Origin of the sequence: Sporolituus thermophilus DSM 23256 (assembly GCF_900102435.1) — a bacterium.
Lineage (GTDB): Bacteria > Bacillota > Negativicutes > Sporomusales > Thermosinaceae > Thermosinus > Thermosinus thermophilus.
This window is the reverse complement of record NZ_FNBU01000008.1, coordinates 1-17,135: the sequence shown is the minus strand read 5'-3', so window position 1 is coordinate 17,135 and position 17,135 is coordinate 1. Positions and strand designations below refer to the sequence as shown.

The window sequence follows — 17,135 nt, the reverse complement described above, 5'->3', positions numbered from 1 at the left end:
GGTAAATAGTCACCTGAGTTTATTCTAACACATTGCCTGTCCGTTTAACAGCCTGGCTGTCACCGGGACGTTGCCGGTGACAACCAGGCACAGGATTGTGAGCGTTTCAAAACAGTCACCAGTAGCGTTGTCAAGCGTGATCAGGCGATCCGTTGCTCTGACAAGTTCGCCGGCGCTGCAGTTCGGCCAGCAGTTCGCCCGGCGTAATGCCGTGGTGGGCCAGGAGCACCAGGCAGTGATACCATAAATCGGCCATCTCGTAGATAATCTCGCCTTTATTTTGGTTCTTCGCGGCGATAATCGTCTCGGCGGCCTCTTCGCCTACTTTTTTTAAAATTTTGTCCTGTCCCTTCGCAAACAGATAAGTCGTATATGAACCTTCTTGCGGATTTTTTTTGCGGTCCAAAATTACCTGGTATAAATCCGACAAAATGCCGGACGGCTCAGAGTGTTGGGCCGCAGCTGATTTCTCACCGCCCAGCCGCCGGCTGAAACAGGAAAAAGTCCCTTCGTGACAGGCCACTCCCGTCTGCTCGACCTTCACTAAGAGAGCGTCGGCATCACAGTCATAGTAAATGTCTTTTACTTTTTGCACATGACCGGAAGTTTCGCCTTTCTGCCACAACCGTTTCCGGCTGCGGCTGTAAAACCAGGTGACGCCTGTTGCGAGCGTCTTGGCCAGCGACTCACTGTTCATATACGCCAGCATGAGCACCGCGCCGGAAATAGCATCCTGGACAATGGCCGGTACCAGCCCGTGAGCGTCATATTTTATGGTTTCGCAATTCATAGTCTGACCTCCACTCCCCGCGCCCGTAAGTATTCTTTCACTTGGCGCACCGTAAACTGCCCGTAATGAAATACCGACGCGGCCAATACGGCATCGGCCTTACCATGGACAAGAACATCGTAAAAATGCACCAGTTTGCCGGCGCCGCCGGAAGCAATGACCGGCACGTCGACGCACTCGGAAACGGCGCGGGTCAGGGCAATATCATACCCGTCTTTCGTACCGTCCTTGTCCATGCTGGTCAATAGTATTTCCCCCGCCCCCAGCGCGACGCCGCGCCGGACCCATTCCAGCACGTCCAGCCCGGTTGGGGTGCGGCCGCCGTTAATATACACTTCCCACCGGTCCGGTGCGGTCCGGCGGGCGTCTACTGCCAGAACAATGCACTGCCGTCCGAAACTTTTGGCGCCTTCGGCCAAAAGTTTCGGATTTTTAACCGCGGCCGTGTTTAGCGACACTTTATCGGCGCCGGCTTTTAGCATGGCGCGGATGTCGGCCACCGTCCGGATGCCGCCGCCGACGGTAAAGGGAATAAATATTTGCGCGGCGGTGCGTTCCACCACCTCCACCATGGTGCGACGCCCTTCGGCCGAGGCGGTTATGTCGAGAAAAACAAGTTCATCGGCCAGTTCTCCGTCATAAGCGGCGGCCAGTTCGACCGGATCGCCGGCGTCGCGCAGCCCGACAAAGTTAGTCCCCTTAACAACCCGCCCGGCTTTTACGTCCAGACAGGGAATAATGCGCTTGGTGTGCATTACGCCTCTTCTCCTTTCGCCACCCGGATTGCGCTGCCTAAATCAAGAGTGCCAGTGTAAAGGGCCTTGCCGGCGATAACGCCTTCAATCCCGGCCGTCCGGGCCTGGCGCAAGGCACGAATATCAGCAAGGTCCCGCAGGCCCCCGGAAGCAATAACCGACACGCCGGCGGCGCGGGCCAAAGCGCAGGTTGCTGCCACATTAATGCCGGTCAGCGTGCCGTCCCGGCTGATATCGGTATAAATAATCCGCGCTACACCGGCGGTGGCCATCTGCCGCGCCAGTTCTTCGGCGCCCACCTGGCCGCTGACGCCCCACCCTTCCACGGCGACCACGCCGTCGCGGGCGTCAATACCGACGACGATCCGGTCGCCATACCGGGCACAGGCCTCTTTTACCAAGGCGGGCTGCCGGACGGCGACCGAGCCAAGAATAACCCGGCTGATGCCGGCCGCCAAAACGGTGTCGATGGTGTCCAGAGTGCGGATACCGCCGCCCAGTTGGACAGGAATATCCACTTTTTTCGCGATGGCGATAACTAACTCAAGATTAACCGGCCGGCCCGCGACCGCCCCATCCAAATCGACGACATGGAGGTACTCGGCCCCCTCCCGGCGCCACCGCTCCGCCACCTCGACCGGATTATCGCTGAAGACCGTTTCGGCGTCAAATCGTCCCTCGGTCAGCCGCACGCATTTGCCGCCCCGGATGTCAATGGCCGGAAAAACTACCATTATACCATCTCCTTAAAATTGGCCAGGATACTAAGACCCACGGCGCCGGACTTTTCGGGGTGGAACTGTACCGCCTGAACATTGCCGCGCCCCACGGCCGCCGTGACCGTACCGCCATACTCGGTCACCGCCGTAACCAAGGACGCTTCAGCGGCAGCGGCGTGATAACTGTGAACGAAATAGACATAGGCCGGATCCGGCAAATTCTGAAATAACGGGCTAAACTGCTTCAACTCGAGACTGTTCCAGCCCATATGCGGCACTTTCAGCCCCGGCGCGGTCAGCCGCCGCACCATGCCGGGAAAAACGCCCAGCCCGGGCACGTCCGGGTCTTCCTCACTGCCTTCAAACAGCATCTGCAACCCGACGCAGATACCCAAAAACGGCACCCCCCGGGCGATGACGTCGCGAATGACATCCACCAGACCGGCGCGGTGCAGGTTGCGCATACAGTCGCCGAACGCGCCGACGCCAGGCAGTACTACTTTGGCGGCAGCGGCAATGACTTCCGGCCGGTCGGTTACAGTCACCTCGGCCCCTAGCCGGACAAAAGCCTTAGCGGCGCTGTGCAAGTTGCCCATACCGTAATCGATAATGGCAATCATGCCGCCTCTCCTCCTTTTATAACGTTCCTTTGGTCGACAGAACGCCGTCAATGCGCCCGTCCAACCGCGTCGCTTCGTCCAGGGCCCGCCCCAGGGCCTTAAAGATGGCCTCGGCCATATGATGGGCATTGTGGCCGTACAGCAGGCGCACATGGAGCGTAAGCGCGGCGTGGACAGCAAAGGCCCGCAAAAACTCTTCCACCAATTCACTGGCCATATCGCCAATCCGCTCGCCCGGAAAAGCGGCTTCAAAATGCAGGTAGGGCCGGCCGCTGATATCCAGCGCTACCATCGCCAGCGCTTCATCCATTGGCACGAAGGCTGTCCCATAGCGGCGAATCCCCTGTTTATCACCCAAAGCCTGGGCAACCGTACGTCCCAGGACAATCCCGGTGTCCTCTACCGTGTGGTGGCCATCGACAATGAGATCGCCCTTAGCCGCCACCATCAAGTCAAACAGCCCATGTTTCGCGAATAAACTCAGCATATGGTCGAAAAAGCCAATACCGGTGCTAATTTCCGCCCGGCCGGCGCCATCGAGATTAATCGTTGCCTTGACCTGCGTTTCCGCCGTCTGGCGCTCTACCGTAGCCGTTCTGGTCATACCGCCGTCCCCCCTTGCGTAATTGCGGCCATAACCTTAAGTACGGCGTCATTTTCCGCCGGCGTGCCGACGGTGATCCGGAGGCAGCCGGCAAGACCCGGCGCGGCGCTGAAATCGCGGATACCGATGCCGCAGGCGGCCAGCCCGGCGCTTATCCGCTTGCCGTCAACCGCTTTAACGAGGAGAAAATTGGTCGCCGACGGATAAACGGTAATCCCCGGCAAGCGGCCAAGCTCGCCGGCCAGCCGCTCACGCTCGGCAATAATCTGCCTGATTCCCGGCTCCAGTTCCTGCCGCAAGTCATATACCGCTTCCGCGGCGACAAGCGACAGGGCATTGACGTGATACGGCAGCAGCGCCCGGCCAACCATGCTGACAATCGCACTTGCCGCCAGCAAATAGCCGACCCGGGCGGCGGCCAGACCGTACGCCTTGGAAAAAGTCCGTACCACGATAAGATTGGTGTATTGCTTCAAGAGCGGCAGCGCTGATTGACCATAAAACTCGTAATAGGCTTCATCCACCACCACCGGGCAGGGAGCTGCCGCAACAATCTTTTCAATAACGGCGGGCGGGATAACCGAACCCGTAGGATTATTAGGATTGCATAGAATTATCAGTCCGGAAGAGTGACGCTCCGCGGCGGCCAGCACCGCGGCAGCATCCACGCCAAAGTCCTCGCCCAGCGCGACCGGCGCCGCCGCACTGTCGGCCAGTTTGGCATAGACGCCATACATGGAAAAGGACGGCCAAGGATAGACAATACCGCGACCGGCGCCGCCAAAGGTGTAACAAAGGGCGGCTAAGAGCTCGCTGGAGCCATTCCCGATCAGAACATTATCGGCCGCGAGGCCGCTCACGGCAGCAATTTTTTGCCGCAGGCTCCGCATGGCCATATCGGGGTAACGGTTAAACGCCAATCCACTCAACCGCTCGCGGACCGCTGCCTGAATCAAGGACGGCAAAGGTGCGGGCCGCTCGTTGGCATCCAGTTTTATCGCCCATTCCCTGTCATCAATGGTGTATGGCTGTAAAACCTCCAGACCTGGTCTTACCTTCATGGCTTTCACTCCTTCCTTAGCCGCACGGCGTTAGCATGGGCCTCGAGCCCTTCCACGGTCGCCAGCCGGATGATATCGTCACTGACGGCGGCAAGGGCCGCCTTGGTATAAGCAATAATGCTCGTCTTTTTCATGAAGGTCTCAACATTGAGCACCGAGTAAAACCGGGCCGTTCCGCCCGTCGGCAGTACATGGTTGGGTCCGGCCAGATAGTCGCCTAATGGTTCAGGAGAATAGGGGCCGAGGAACACCGCCCCGGCATGACGGACATAGGGCAGCAGGCTAAACGGATCGGCGGTGATGATTTCCAAGTGCTCGGGCGCCGACATATTGGCCAGTTCCACCGCCTCCCGCAGATCGCGGGCAATAACGATCAACCCGGTTCGCTCTAGCGCCGCCACCGCTATTTCCCGGCGCGGCAAAGCTGCCAGTTGGACTTCAATTTCTGCCGTCACCTGACGGGCAAGCTCCTCGCTATCCGTTATGAGAATACTCGAGGCCAATGGGTCGTGCTCGGCCTGGCTAAGCAGGTCGGCCGCCACATAGCGAGGGTCGGCGGTGCTATCCGCGATAATCAGGATTTCGCTTGGCCCGGCCAACATATCAATATCGCAATGTCCATAGACCGCCTTCTTCGCCAACGTGACGAACAAATTACCCGGCCCTACGATTTTGTCCACTTTCGGAACGGTAGCCGTGCCGAAAGCCAGAGCGGCAACTGCTTGGGCGCCTCCGGCCTTGAATACATGGGTCACGCCTGCTTCCCGGGCGGCCACCAGTACATACGGATTAATCCTGCCGTCCCGGGCCGGCGGCACGGTCATAATGATTTCTTTCACCCCGGCGACGACTGCCGGAACGGCATTCATAATTACCGAAGACGGATAGGCGGCGGTGCCGCCTGGTACATAAATCCCCACTCGGTCGAGGGGTATGCACTTTTGGCCTAAAATAGCCCCCTGCTCCCGTTCGGTAAACCACGATTTCGGCAGTTGCTCGGCGTGAAAGCGGCGGACATTGGCAATAGCCCGCCGAATGGCGGCGACGGCTGCATTTTCTACCATACCGGCGGCAGCGGCAAATTCCGCTTCGCTTACCGCTAACGTGGCCGGGCTGAGCTCAGCACCGTCAATCGCCCGCGTATAGCGCAGCAAGGCATCGTCCCCCTCCCGGCGCACGTCGTCGACGATTCGCGCCACTACCTCGCCGGCAGTCATGTCGCGCCCGAATACTTCCCGCACTCGCCACCTGACATTTTCACTAAGCTCGACTTCATCGAAGGCTGGCTTACGAAATAAAGCCGCCATCTCCTGAGGCGTCAATTTGGGGGTGAATATTATCTTCATTTTTCACCCTCACTTTCTACCAGACCTTTGAGCGCTTCAGCCAAACTGTTAATCCGCTCGAATTTCATTTTGAAGCTCACCCGGTTGGCAATCAGTCGGGCCGTAGAAGGCTGAATTTGCGCCACCTCGACTAAATTGTTTTCCCGTAGCGTGCGCCCTGTTTCCACCAGGTCGACAATGAGTTCGGCCAGGCCGACAATAGGGGCCAGTTCAATCGACCCGTTCAGTTTAATAATTTCCATTTGGATCCCCATGCTGTGAAAAAACCGTTCCGCGATGCGCGGATACTTGGTGGCCACCCGCATATGCGCGTAATCGCTGATTTTGTCCTGCATTAGCTCCTGGGGAACGGCGGCAACCATGCGGCAGTAGCCGAATTTAAGGTCAAGGAGTTCATAAACGTCCTTATTTTCTTCTATCAGGACATCTTTGCCAATAATCCCGATGTCGGCAGCACCATATTCCACATAGGTGGGTAAATCGCTCGTCTTAGTGATAATGAAACGAACTTTGGCGTCATCATTGCTGATAACAAGCTTGCGCGAATCCTGGCTTAAACCTTCAGCGGCGCAGCCGACTCCGGCCAGCATCCGCACCGCCTTGTCAAAGAGCTTGCCTTTGGGCAGCGCTACTGTTAGGTAATTCATGTCCACTGCTGTCATGAATCCCCCTCATTTCTTTAATTAATTAAAGTATTAATATGATAATATATTACCATGTATGGAGAAATTTCGTCAATCCTCTTACCAGGAATTTATATGAATACGTAGAAGTATTTGGCAGAATACTAACTAGCATAAGGGAGGGGCATTATGATACCCGCACTCAATATCCTTGTCCTCAACCACCTGGCCGAGCGGCATGTTAAAACTATCACCGGCGTAATGCCGGGCATTACCGTCCATACGAGTGAATTGGCCCAAGCGGCCAGCTTTATTGCTGATACGGATATCCTGGTGTCCTGGGGCTGGATGGATATTCGGGAATTGTTTTTAGCCGCTCCCAAATTGAAATGGGTGCATGCCCTGAGCGCCGGCGTGGAAAACCTTGTCTTTCCGGAAATACAAGCTAGTTCCGTCATTCTAACCAACTCCAGGGGGATTCATGGCATTCCTGTTTCCGAGCACGTTCTGGCCCTCATGTTGGCCTTTACCCGCGGCCTCAACCGTTTAATCCGTCAACAGACAGAAAAACGGTGGAAGCGCGTTCCCACCGACGAATTGCATGAAAAAACAATCGGTATTGTCGGTCTCGGCAGCATCGGCCGGGAAATTGCCAAAAAGGCCAAGGGATTGGGAATGAATGTTCTCGCCACCAAACGCGAGATGACAACGGAAATTTTTGTCGATAAGCTCTATACCCCGGACCGGCTTGTCGACATGCTGGCCCAGTCCGATTTTGTCGTTGTCGCCTTGCCGCAGACGGAAGAAACGCGGGAGTATTTCCGGCTGGAGCATTTTGAAGCCATGAAACGCACGGCCTATTTCATAAATATCGCCCGCGGAACGGTGGTGCGCGAAGCCGATCTCGTTACCGCTCTCGAGCAGGGTCTCATTCAAGGCGCCGGCCTTGATGTTTTCGAGCACGAACCATTGCCGGAAAACAGCCCCCTGTGGGATATGCCTAATGTTATCATTACTCCCCACCTGGCCGCTTTGTCCCCCTACTACCTCGACCGGGCGGTAAAACTGTTCGCCGACAACCTGGCCCGTTTCTGCCAAGGCGGCGAAATGTTCAACGTCGTCGATAAGCAGAAGGGCTATTAATGCTTGTCATCCGCTTCCCGCAATATATTTAGCTCCGGCGTATCGCCTGGCGCCGGAGCGCTATGGTGTTTGCGGACAGCATCAACCACCGCCCGCTGGGTGCCGACGGTTTCGAGCAAACGGGCGCTGCGTTCGGCATGATTAAAATATATATACAGGGCGTGGCGGAGATTGGCAATAATTCCGCCACGCCCTTCTTTTGCCCATTGTCGCGCCCACCGGGGCGCCAGTTTATGGGCCAGGACGGCCAAGACCTTGTCGGTCACGCTCATATCGCCCCGCCTCCGTCCCACGTCATGGAGCAGCGCGCTTTTAACCGCGGTTTCCCAATTTGCCGCCGGACGCTGTGCCGCGAGTTTGGCCGCCGTATATGCCACGTTAAGCGCATGCCGCTGGTCTGGCACGCTCATCTGCCAAAACAGTTGTTGCTCGGCTTTGGTTAAGTGCTGATTAACAAACCTCCTGTCCTGTTCACTGATGCGGGCTGTCACCGCGGCGAAAAATTGCCGTACCCGTTTGTGCATTTTCAACCACCAATATAAATGAGTTTAGCATAGCCCATGGCTTGACGGCAGGCTTCGGCCGCCGCCTTATCCTGCGGCTGAAGTCCAAGACCGACGATACGCCCTGCCGCGCGGAGCTCGCCAGTCAGCGCAATCGCCTCATTCAGCCGCCCCGGCGCCCAGCCAATATAGACGTCCTTAACGTCGCCGTCCAGGGTCAGACCCTGCCGCTCAAGGGCCAGCATAAGGCGCTCGATGCCGAGAGCAAAACCGGTAGCCGGATATTCCTTCCCAAAAGCGCCTGCCATGCCATCGTAACGCCCGCCGCCGCAAAGGGGGAAGCCTAGGCCCGGCGTATAGCCTTCAAAAACAGCCCCCGTATAATAGTCAAAATTCCGGATTATTCCCAAATCAAAAGAGACATGCCCGCTTACGCCGTAATACTCAAGGAGCCGGTAAATCTCCGCCAGGTTATCGAGGGCGCGGCGGCTCATATCGTTGCTCACCATGCCATAGGCCGCATCAAGCATATTTTCCCGCCCGTGGAGCAGCGGAATACGCTTAAAAAGCGCCTGCCCGGCCGGCGATAAGGAGCTCGTCGCCAGAGCCTCGTCCAGGCCGACTAGATCGCGCTGCACCAGGCAATTTTTAATCCGCTGGCGCTCGGCCGGCGGTAATTCGCATTCATTCATTAGACCGTTAATAAATTCCACCTGACCGAGGCTGATCTGAAAGACGGTCAGCCCTGCCTCCCGCATGGCCGTGGCCGCCAGCGCTACGACCTCGGCATCGGCGGCAGGCCCCGCCGTGCCCAGCAGTTCTATACCGGCCTGGTAGAATTCGCATTGTCGACCGGCTTGGGCCTGCTCGTACCGGAAAACGTTAGTCAAATAAAACAGCCGCAGCGGTACCGGCTGTTCGCGGAGCCGGGTAGCCGCTACCCGGGCAATAGGCGTAGTCATATCCGGCCGGAGCGCTAATAGCCGGTTATTTTTATCGAGAAATTTGAACATATGCTGAACTATTTCTTGGTCGGCACCGACCGATAAAATGTCCAGATACTCAAATGTAGGCGTAATTACCTCGTCATAACCCCACCGGGTAAATAGGCCGGCAAGGGCGCTTTCCACCAAGCGCTTTTTTTTCGCATCGCGGGGTAAAAAATCCCGTGTCCCGTACGGAATTTGCGGTACAAACTCATTTTGGTTCATGGCCTGCATCCTCCTGCCGCAAACGCTCTTCCTGCTCTTCCAACCGGGCGAGAATGATTTTGTAGCCGTCAGCGCCATAGTGCAAGCAGCGCTTGACCCGGCTGATCGTGGCCGTGCTGGCCCCGGTGCGCTCGACAATGTCGTCGTAGATATGACCGGCCTTCAGCATCCGCGCCACCTCCAGGCGTTGTGCCATGGCTTTTATCTCGCTGATGGTACAGATATCTTCAAAAAACTGATAACATTCCTCCTCATTGGCGAGCAGTAAAATGGCCCGGAACAATTGGTCGGTTAAAGGCTCTTTTAGCTTAGGGTTAACGGGCATAATCCACACTCCTCCCGTGCACGCATTACCATTCTGAGCATACTATTCGCCCTCTCTCATTTCTTTCCTGCCTTTACGTCTTTTATTCTTTAATTTATGAAAATGCAATTTTAATTTTTTCTTGACAGACATTGCTATACATGATAGCATGTAACTCAACAACGGCATATCGAAACACTCTTTCATCAAGAGCTGGCTGAGGGACTGGCCCGATGACGCCGCGGCAACCATCGCACCTTCGGATGCGAAACGGTGCCAATTCCTGCAGAACGGATAGGTTCTGACAGATGAGGGGGGGAGTTTCTGTTTACAGAACAAAAACCTCTTCGTCTGCGAAGAGGTTTTCTTTATGCCCAGGAAAGGAGAGAGAAGAAAAATGATTAAACTGACCGGCATTGAAAAGGTCTATCCCGGCACTAACGGAGCGGTCCATGCTCTTAAAGGCATAAACCTGGAAGTGCGCCGCGGTGAAATTTTCGGTGTCATTGGTAAAAGCGGCGCCGGCAAGAGTACGTTAATCCGGTGCATCAATATGCTGGAGCGGCCAACCCGCGGCTCGGTAGTGGTCGACGGTGAAGAACTAACGACGATGTCCGAAAAAAACTTGCGCGAGCGACGCAAAAAAATCGGCATGATTTTTCAGCACTTTAACCTGCTGTCTTCCCGCACCGTCTATGAAAATGTAGCCTTCCCGCTTGAGTTGGCCGGCAAAAGCAAAACGGAAATTGCACAGGCTGTTTTGCCGCTCCTTGAACTGGTGGGGCTTGCCGATAAACGGGACCAGTATCCGTCCCAGCTCAGCGGCGGTCAAAAACAGCGGGTCGGTATTGCCCGCGCCTTAGCCAGCCGGCCAAAAGTGCTCTTATGCGACGAAGCCACTTCCGCCCTTGACCCGCAGACTACACAATCCATTTTGAAACTGCTCTTTGACATCAATCAAAAACTGCAGCTGACCATTGTGCTAATCACTCACGAAATGCAGGTTATTAAAGAAATCTGCGACCGCGTGGCCGTCATCGAAAACGGCGTCATTATTGAAGAAGGCCCGGTACTCGACGTCTTCACCCGTCCCCAGACGGCAACAACGCGCGAATTCATCCGCACCATTGTCAACCATGACCTGCCCGAATTCTTTGCCAATACCGTCTTTTCGCCCACACCGCTGCCGGACTCCAATCTTATTCTGCGCCTGTCCTTCATTGGCCGTACGGCCGAAGAACCCATAATTGCCGGCATGATCCGCCGGTTTAATGTTGACACCAGCATCCTTTACGGCAATATCGACCACATCAAGCACACTCCTTTCGGTACCTTGATTGTCGAACTGTCCGGCGACCAGGCCGGCATCCAGAACGCCCTCAACTACTTGCGGGCGCGAGATTTAGGAATAGAGGTGATTGGTTATGTCGCAAGAAATGCTCGTGCTGTTGGCTGAGTCGTTATGGGAAACTACTTATATGGTGGGTGTGTCGGCCTTTATCGCCGCCCTGTTTGGCGTCCCCCTCGGCGTCATCCTGGTAACGACTGACAAGGGCCATGTTTTGGAAAACCTCGCTGTCAACCGCGTTTTGGGCGCAATCGTCAATGCTACCCGCTCGACTCCGTTCATTATTCTCATGGTCGCCATCATTCCCCTGACCCGTCTCATTGTCGGGACATCCATCGGCACCGATGCGGCCATTGTGCCGCTGAGCATTGCCGCTATCCCCTTTGTCGGCCGCATCGTCGAATCGGCACTCAAAGAAGTCGACTACGGCGTCATCGAGGCCGCCCAAGCTATGGGCGCTTCCCCGCTGCAAATTATCGCCAAAGTACTCATCCCCGAAGCGCTGCCCTCGATTGTGCTTGGCCTGACGATCACTGTAATCAGCCTGATTGGTTATTCGGCCATGGCCGGCGCTATCGGCGGCGGCGGGCTGGGGGACCTGGCCATCCGCTACGGCTATCAGCGCTTCCGGGCCGACATCATGCTCGCAACCGTCATTATCCTTATTGCTCAGGTACAGCTTGTCCAGTCGTGCGGCGACTGGCTTGCCCGCCGTTTGAACAAAAAATAAACGATTAACAAGGAGGAATTCATTCATGAAACGTATCGCCCTATTGCTCGCCTTAATTTTGGCCCTTACCGCCGTCGTCGCCGGCTGCGGCGGCAAAACCCAGGCTCCGGCTACCGCCAGTGATAAAAAGGTACTGAAAGTAGGCGCCACGGCCGTTCCCCACGCCGAAATTCTGCGGGTAATTAAACCGGCTCTGGAAAAAGAGGGCATTGACCTTCAGATCGTGGAAATGAGCGATTACGTCCGTCCTAACCTGGCCGTAGCGGAAAAAGAACTGGACGCCAACTTCTTCCAACATATTCCCTACCTCAATAAGTTTGCCGCCGAGCGCAACCTTCAGCTCACTTACACCGCTGCCGTCCACATCGAACCCATGGGCATTTACTCCAAAAAAATCAAAAACTTAAATGACGTTCCTACCGACGCCGTGGTTGCCATCCCTAATGACCCGACCAACGGCGGGCGCGCGCTCGCCCTGCTGGCTAAGGCCGGCGTGATCGGGCTCAAAGACGGCGTTGGCGTCAACGCCACCGTCAAAGATATTGTCGCCAACCCGAAGAACGTGAAAATCCGTGAGCTCGAAGCGCCGCAGCTGCCCCGGGCCCTTGATGATGTCACTTTGGCCGTAATCAATACCAACTATGCACTGGAAGCCAAACTCGTGCCTACGAAAGACGCCCTCTTTATTGAACAGAAAGATTCTCCTTATGTAAATATTCTGGTCGTGCGCAAAGGCGATGAAAACCGCCCGGAAATTCAAAAGCTGACCAAAGCGTTGACCTCGGATCAAGTCCGCAAATTCATCACCGAAAAATATCAAGGTGCGGTAGTACCGGCATTCTAATTCTTAGTTAAGGAGGTAACCAATAATGCACAAATGGACGAAGCCAATCGCATTAGCCCTCGCGCTGCTGTTTACGCTCGGCCTCGTGGCCGGCTGCGGCAAACAAGCCGCCACGCCGTCCGACCGGCCTATAAAAGTGGGCGTTACCGCCGGCCCCCACGCCGAAATAATGGATGTTGTCAAAAAAGTGGCGGAAAAAGACGGTCTGAAAATCCAGGTCGTGGAGTTCAACGACTACGTGCAGCCTAATGTGGCTTTAAGCCAGGGTGACATTGACGCCAACAGTTTCCAGCACCAGCCCTATCTTGATAACATGGTTGCCGACCGCAAATATGACATCGTTTCGATCGCCAAAACGGTTATTTTCCCGATGGGTATTTACTCGAAAAAAGTCAAATCAATCGCCGACGTTAAACAAGGCGCCGTTGTCGCCATCCCCAACGACCCGACCAACGGCGGCCGCGCCCTCCTGCTCCTGGAAAAAGTCGGCCTGATCAAGCTGAAGCCTAACGCCGGCCTCAAAGCCGCCGTTACCGATATTGCGGAAAACCCGAAAAATATTAAGATTAAAGAACTGGACGCCGCCCAGATTCCCCGTTCCCTTGACGACGTGGATATTGCCGCCATTAACACCAACTATGCCATGACCGCCGGCCTTGTTCCGACCAGGGACGCCATCGCCATCGAAGACGCCAATTCTCCTTACGCCAACGTCATCGCCGTCCGCACCAAAGACAAAGACAATCCGGCTTTCCAAAAGCTAGTTAAGGCTTACCAATCTGAAGAAGTCAAAAAGTTTATCCAAGAACACTTCAAAGGTTCTGTCGTAGCCGCATGGTAGCACAAAAAGCAAAGCCCCAGATGGCACCACGCCGTCTGGGGCTGCTACTTTTTTATATTTAAAATTTAACGGTTACACCCATGCCGAACCCTTAACACCTTCTCATGTTTTTGTTTTTTGGGTCTTTTTGGTTTTTTTGTCATATTATTACTTCTACTCCATAATTACCGCTGCCCCTTTGGCCCCGCCTTGGGCCCGTTTGAGCAGCAGGGCCGGGACAATGCCGGTAAAACTAATGGCCGCCAAGACCAAAAAAGCGTCATCGAAAGCGAAAATATACGACTGTCGCTGGGCGATCTGGGCCGCAAGGGCCAGCGCCTTGATTTTGGCAATGCTCGCTACGCTGCCGTGCTGCACAAATAGCCGTTCACCGTAAGTAATCACTTTAGCGGCGGCGTCTGCTGCCAAATTCCAGCCTTCGGCAATATGGGCATAGTGAAAGATTTGCCGGTTTTGCAGCACGGTCGACAATACGGCAATACCGAATGAACCGCTGACCTGCCTGATAGCATTGTTAAGCGCGGACGCACGGCTAATCTTCGGCAGCGGGACGGTATTCAGCCCAAGGACGGTAACGGGCATCATGAACAGCCCCAGCCCCAGCCCCCGCAGAATCATGACCAGCATGACATGCTCATAGCTGGTATCCATGTCGAGGTACATTAGCGGCCAAGTACCGGCTCCTAGGAAAAAGAGGCCGACAACGACAACCGGCTTAGCGCCGAACTTATCGGCCAGTTTGGCGGCAACAGGCATCATCAGCCCGGCAGTAAGGGCGGAAGGAAACATCAGCATACCTGTCTGCATCGCCGTATAGCCCCGAATATTTTCCATAAAGAGCGGAACGAGGAAGATGCCGCCAAACAGTCCGATCGTCCCGATAAAAATAACGATACTGCTCAGCGTGAAATTCCAATCTTTAAACAAGGTCAAGTCTAAAATAGGGTTCTCGTGATTAAGTTCGATAACAACAAACAAAGTTAAACTGGCCAAGGCGATATACAGCAAAGTTATAATATACGCCGATGTCCAGCCCTCATCCACCCCTTCGCTGAGAGCCAGTAGCAGGCAGAACAGCCCAAGGGCGGAGGTGATAAACCCGCCGTAGTCAAATTTCTGCCCCCGAATACGGGGCGTTTCCTTAAGTACCAGCACGGCCAATACGTAACCGACAATACCTATAGGAATGTTGATGGTAAAAATCCACCGCCAATCCCAGTACTCGACTAAATAACCGCTCAAAGTCGGCCCAACGGCCGGGGCAACCATCGCCGAAATCCCCCAGATGCCCATGGCCATGTTTCGCTCCTCCGGCGGAAACACATGATAAACTATCGCCATGGTGACCGGGATAATCATCCCACCGCCAACGGCCTGAATAATCCTAAAGATAATCATGCTGTCATTGGACCAGGCAGCGCCGCACAACGCCGAACCGACGGTAAATACGGCCAGGCTAAACAGGTACATGGCGCGCGTCCCGTAAACATCGCAAAAATACCCTGTTGCCGGCTGCAGGACGCCCATGGTCAGCATATAGGCCGTCAAAATCCACTGCGCCTGGTCGGTATCGACGGCAAAAACGGCCATCATCTTGGGGACAGCAATGTTGACAATACTGGTGTCAAGGATGCTCATAAAACCGCCGATAATCGTTACGCCCAACGCCCACCATTTATAATTCGCGTCATTTATAGTTAAATTGGGGGTATGCACGCTGCTCATCCCCCCCTAATCGGTATGAACCTTAACGATTACCGACGCACCAGGGCGGAAAATGTACGGGCTGTCTTTCGGCAGCGTTATTTTTATCGGGATGCGCTGGGTGACTTTGGTAAAATTACCGGAAGCGTTTTCGGTAGGGATAATGGCAAACACCGAGTTGGTGGCCGTCCCGATGTCATATACCGTACCGGTAAAGACGCGGCCGGGATAACTGTCAATGGTATATTCTACCTTTTGGCCAATTTTGATCCGGTCGATCTTCGTCTCTTCAATGCGGGCATTTACCCAGAGGTCGCTGGGGTCAACAATGGTAACAATGGGCTGGCCGGCAGCGACAACCTCGCCAGGATTGACTGATTTTAAAGCTACTGTCCCACTGACAGGCGCCACAATGACCGTGTTGTCCGACATTACCAAGGCAGCCTCCAGCGCGGCTTCGGCTTGCTTGACTTGGGCCGCCGCCGCCCGCACGGTTTCTTCCCGCGCCCCGGCGATGGTCAGGTCGAGTTTCTCGCTGGCGGCATTATACGCCTCGCGGGCCACCGCATAGGCGGTTTCGGCGTTATCGCGCTGAGCGGCGCTTATCGCCCCGTCCTTATATAATTTTTCCATCCGCTCATAGTTTTTCCGTGCGTTGTCCAGGTTCGCCCGCGCCTGATCCAGCGCCGCCCGGGCCTGTTCAATTTCTTGTGGCCGCGAGCCGGCTACAACTTCCTCATAGCGCGCCCTGGCCGCTGCCAGCGCCGCTTCCGCCTGGGCTTTCTGCGCCAGAATCTCCCGGTTGTCAATGCGGGCAATTACCTGCCCGGCCTTTACCTGGTCCCCCTCTTTGACCAGCACCTCGACCACCTTGCCGGGAATTTTGGCGCTCACATTGACGATCGTCCCGCTAATCCGGGCGTCATCGGTTGTAACATACTTCGTGGTGTAGTACCACCACCAGGCCCCGCCGCCGAGGCCGGCTAAAACAAAAAACACCAAGAGGGCAATAATCATTTTTTGGTTTTTACCGCCGTTTGCTTGGTTCATCATCTTCCTCCCCCTTCTGACTAACTAGTCACATATCGGCATAAAAAAATCACACCTAACGGGCAATGCCATATAAAAAGATATTGGCAATGGTTTTGGCCGTCGCATCAATATCGTCGCCGACAAACTTTTGAAAAACCATCATGACAATGACGCTGAACAGGCCGTAAGCCGCCTTGGTCACGTCACACTCACGGATGACGCCCTGGTCAATTCCCTCCTGCAGCACCTTTTCCAGCATGCCGATAGTATGGCGGAACCAAGCACGGTATTTTTCCCGCTGCTCCTCTTTAAAAGCTGATTGGCCCTCGCTGCCGAAGCCTCGCACCTCGTGCATCATGACGCGCCACAAATCGGCATTGACTACATAAAACCGGAGAAAAAGCTTGATGAGCCTTTCCACTTTAACCAGCGGCGGCTCCGCCCCGCCCACTACTTCAGCCAAAGCCGCCTCGAACGGCGCGCTGCGCTCTTTAATCAGGGTATAGAACAATTGCTCCTTGTTGACAAAATAATTGTACACCGTTCCTTTACCCGTATCAGCCAGTGCGATGATTTCATCGATCGTTGCCCGGTGATATCCCTTTTGTGAAAAGACCTTGTAGGCCGCGTCCAGTATTTGCTGGCGTCTGCTGCGTGAATCTTCGCCGCTTTCCCGCATCTAGTTCAGAACCTCCCTGGTACTTATACAATTTCATTATAGAAAGCGGAAAAAACCGTGTCAACGTAAAGACTGTCGCTTTAAACGCAACACTATTTATAATAAATAAATATTCATATAAATTTTTGAAGGATTTTGTCGTATAGCAGTTAAAATAGTTAAGGTTATGAAATCGTAAGCATAGTACGGAGGTGAACGAAATGGCGCTAAAGACCCTGGTGAAGCGTTGCAAAGGTTGTGGCATTTGTGTGGCCTTCTGTCCAAAACAAGTGCTTTCC

The 17,135-nt window shown here is 54.9% G+C and carries 20 protein-coding genes and 1 riboswitch; of the genes, 6 read left to right on the top strand and 14 right to left on the bottom strand.

Features of this window, described 5'->3' with window-relative positions:
• Positions 1-130 precede the first annotated feature (130 nt).
• Genes hisIE through hisG form a run of 8 tightly spaced genes read right to left on the bottom strand, consistent with a single transcriptional unit; the run spans position 131 to position 6,557 of the window.
• Complete coding sequence (gene hisIE / locus BLQ99_RS06255) at positions 131-790, bottom strand: bifunctional phosphoribosyl-AMP cyclohydrolase/phosphoribosyl-ATP diphosphatase HisIE (protein WP_093689212.1); 660 nt, start codon at positions 788-790, stop codon at positions 131-133.
• Positions 787-1,545 carry an imidazole glycerol phosphate synthase subunit HisF gene (gene hisF, locus BLQ99_RS06250; protein WP_093689210.1) on the bottom strand — a complete coding sequence of 253 codons (759 nt, stop codon included), beginning with the start codon at positions 1,543-1,545 and terminating at the stop codon, positions 787-789. The genes hisIE and hisF overlap by 4 nt, the downstream gene beginning before the upstream one ends.
• A complete protein-coding gene (gene hisA / locus BLQ99_RS06245; RefSeq protein ID WP_093689208.1) occupies positions 1,545-2,279 on the bottom strand; it encodes a 1-(5-phosphoribosyl)-5-[(5-phosphoribosylamino)methylideneamino]imidazole-4-carboxamide isomerase in 735 nt (244 codons plus the stop codon). The genes hisF and hisA overlap by 1 nt, the downstream gene beginning before the upstream one ends.
• Complete coding sequence (gene hisH, locus BLQ99_RS06240) at positions 2,279-2,884, bottom strand: imidazole glycerol phosphate synthase subunit HisH (protein ID WP_093689206.1); 606 nt, start codon at positions 2,882-2,884, stop codon at positions 2,279-2,281. The genes hisA and hisH overlap by 1 nt, the downstream gene beginning before the upstream one ends.
• 16 nt (positions 2,885-2,900) lie before the next feature.
• Positions 2,901-3,488, bottom strand: coding sequence for an imidazoleglycerol-phosphate dehydratase HisB (gene hisB / locus BLQ99_RS06235; protein WP_093689204.1), 588 nt, complete (start codon positions 3,486-3,488; stop codon positions 2,901-2,903).
• Positions 3,485-4,549 (bottom strand): histidinol-phosphate transaminase, encoded by a 1,065-nt coding sequence (hisC, locus tag BLQ99_RS06230; RefSeq protein ID WP_093689202.1) that lies wholly within the window; start codon positions 4,547-4,549, stop codon positions 3,485-3,487. The genes hisB and hisC overlap by 4 nt, the downstream gene beginning before the upstream one ends.
• Positions 4,550-4,554: 5 nt before the next feature.
• Positions 4,555-5,895 carry a histidinol dehydrogenase gene (gene hisD, locus BLQ99_RS06225; protein ID WP_093689200.1) on the bottom strand — a complete coding sequence of 447 codons (1,341 nt, stop codon included), beginning with the start codon at positions 5,893-5,895 and terminating at the stop codon, positions 4,555-4,557.
• Complete coding sequence (gene hisG / locus BLQ99_RS06220) at positions 5,892-6,557, bottom strand: ATP phosphoribosyltransferase (protein ID WP_093689198.1); 666 nt, start codon at positions 6,555-6,557, stop codon at positions 5,892-5,894. The genes hisD and hisG overlap by 4 nt, the downstream gene beginning before the upstream one ends.
• Before the next feature lie 150 nt (positions 6,558-6,707).
• On the opposite strand from hisG, the gene BLQ99_RS06215 reads away from it, so the two are divergent.
• A complete protein-coding gene (locus BLQ99_RS06215; protein WP_245690306.1) occupies positions 6,708-7,661 on the top strand; it encodes a D-2-hydroxyacid dehydrogenase in 954 nt (317 codons plus the stop codon).
• Here BLQ99_RS06215 and BLQ99_RS06210 read toward each other — a convergent pair.
• From BLQ99_RS06210 to BLQ99_RS06200, 3 genes are read right to left on the bottom strand one after another with little or no spacing between them, the layout of a single operon-like run.
• Positions 7,658-8,185, bottom strand: a complete 528-nt coding sequence (locus BLQ99_RS06210; protein ID WP_093689196.1) for an HDIG domain-containing metalloprotein — start codon at positions 8,183-8,185, stop codon at positions 7,658-7,660. The genes BLQ99_RS06215 and BLQ99_RS06210 overlap by 4 nt on opposite strands.
• A 2-nt stretch (positions 8,186-8,187) precedes the next feature.
• Positions 8,188-9,375: an ATP phosphoribosyltransferase regulatory subunit gene (gene hisZ, locus BLQ99_RS06205; protein WP_093689194.1), complete on the bottom strand. Its 1,188-nt coding sequence runs from the start codon at positions 9,373-9,375 to the stop codon at positions 8,188-8,190.
• On the bottom strand, positions 9,362-9,700 hold the full coding sequence (locus BLQ99_RS06200; RefSeq protein ID WP_093689192.1) for a YerC/YecD family TrpR-related protein: 339 nt from the start codon (positions 9,698-9,700) through the stop codon (positions 9,362-9,364). The genes hisZ and BLQ99_RS06200 overlap by 14 nt, the downstream gene beginning before the upstream one ends.
• Positions 9,701-9,879: 179 nt before the next feature.
• Positions 9,880-9,994, top strand: a riboswitch (SAM riboswitch).
• A gap of 82 nt (positions 9,995-10,076) precedes the next feature.
• Between BLQ99_RS06200 and BLQ99_RS06195 the strand changes: the two genes are divergently transcribed.
• Genes BLQ99_RS06195 through BLQ99_RS06180 form a run of 4 tightly spaced genes read left to right on the top strand, consistent with a single transcriptional unit; the run spans position 10,077 to position 13,442 of the window.
• Positions 10,077-11,135: a methionine ABC transporter ATP-binding protein gene (locus BLQ99_RS06195; RefSeq protein WP_093689190.1), complete on the top strand. Its 1,059-nt coding sequence runs from the start codon at positions 10,077-10,079 to the stop codon at positions 11,133-11,135.
• The gene (locus BLQ99_RS06190) at positions 11,104-11,757 is read left to right on the top strand and encodes a methionine ABC transporter permease (protein WP_093689188.1); all 654 of its coding nucleotides are present in this window, start codon (positions 11,104-11,106) and stop codon (positions 11,755-11,757) included. The genes BLQ99_RS06195 and BLQ99_RS06190 overlap by 32 nt, the downstream gene beginning before the upstream one ends.
• A gap of 25 nt (positions 11,758-11,782) precedes the next feature.
• Positions 11,783-12,601, top strand: coding sequence for a MetQ/NlpA family ABC transporter substrate-binding protein (locus BLQ99_RS06185; RefSeq protein WP_093689186.1), 819 nt, complete (start codon positions 11,783-11,785; stop codon positions 12,599-12,601).
• A 25-nt stretch (positions 12,602-12,626) separates the two neighbouring features.
• A complete protein-coding gene (locus tag BLQ99_RS06180; RefSeq protein WP_093689184.1) occupies positions 12,627-13,442 on the top strand; it encodes a MetQ/NlpA family ABC transporter substrate-binding protein in 816 nt (271 codons plus the stop codon).
• A 153-nt stretch (positions 13,443-13,595) separates the two neighbouring features.
• Here BLQ99_RS06180 and BLQ99_RS06175 read toward each other — a convergent pair whose 3' ends face one another.
• Genes BLQ99_RS06175 through BLQ99_RS06165 form a run of 3 tightly spaced genes read right to left on the bottom strand, consistent with a single transcriptional unit; the run spans position 13,596 to position 16,857 of the window.
• Complete coding sequence (locus tag BLQ99_RS06175) at positions 13,596-15,167, bottom strand: DHA2 family efflux MFS transporter permease subunit (protein WP_245690304.1); 1,572 nt, start codon at positions 15,165-15,167, stop codon at positions 13,596-13,598.
• A 6-nt stretch (positions 15,168-15,173) separates the two neighbouring features.
• Positions 15,174-16,199: an HlyD family secretion protein gene (locus BLQ99_RS06170; protein WP_245690302.1), complete on the bottom strand. Its 1,026-nt coding sequence runs from the start codon at positions 16,197-16,199 to the stop codon at positions 15,174-15,176.
• A gap of 52 nt (positions 16,200-16,251) precedes the next feature.
• Positions 16,252-16,857, bottom strand: a complete 606-nt coding sequence (locus BLQ99_RS06165; protein ID WP_093689180.1) for a TetR/AcrR family transcriptional regulator — start codon at positions 16,855-16,857, stop codon at positions 16,252-16,254.
• 200 nt (positions 16,858-17,057) lie between these two features.
• Here BLQ99_RS06165 and BLQ99_RS15270 point away from each other — a divergent pair.
• A partial coding sequence (locus BLQ99_RS15270; RefSeq protein WP_171904618.1) for a 4Fe-4S binding protein occupies positions 17,058-17,135 on the top strand: 78 nt, incomplete at its 3' end.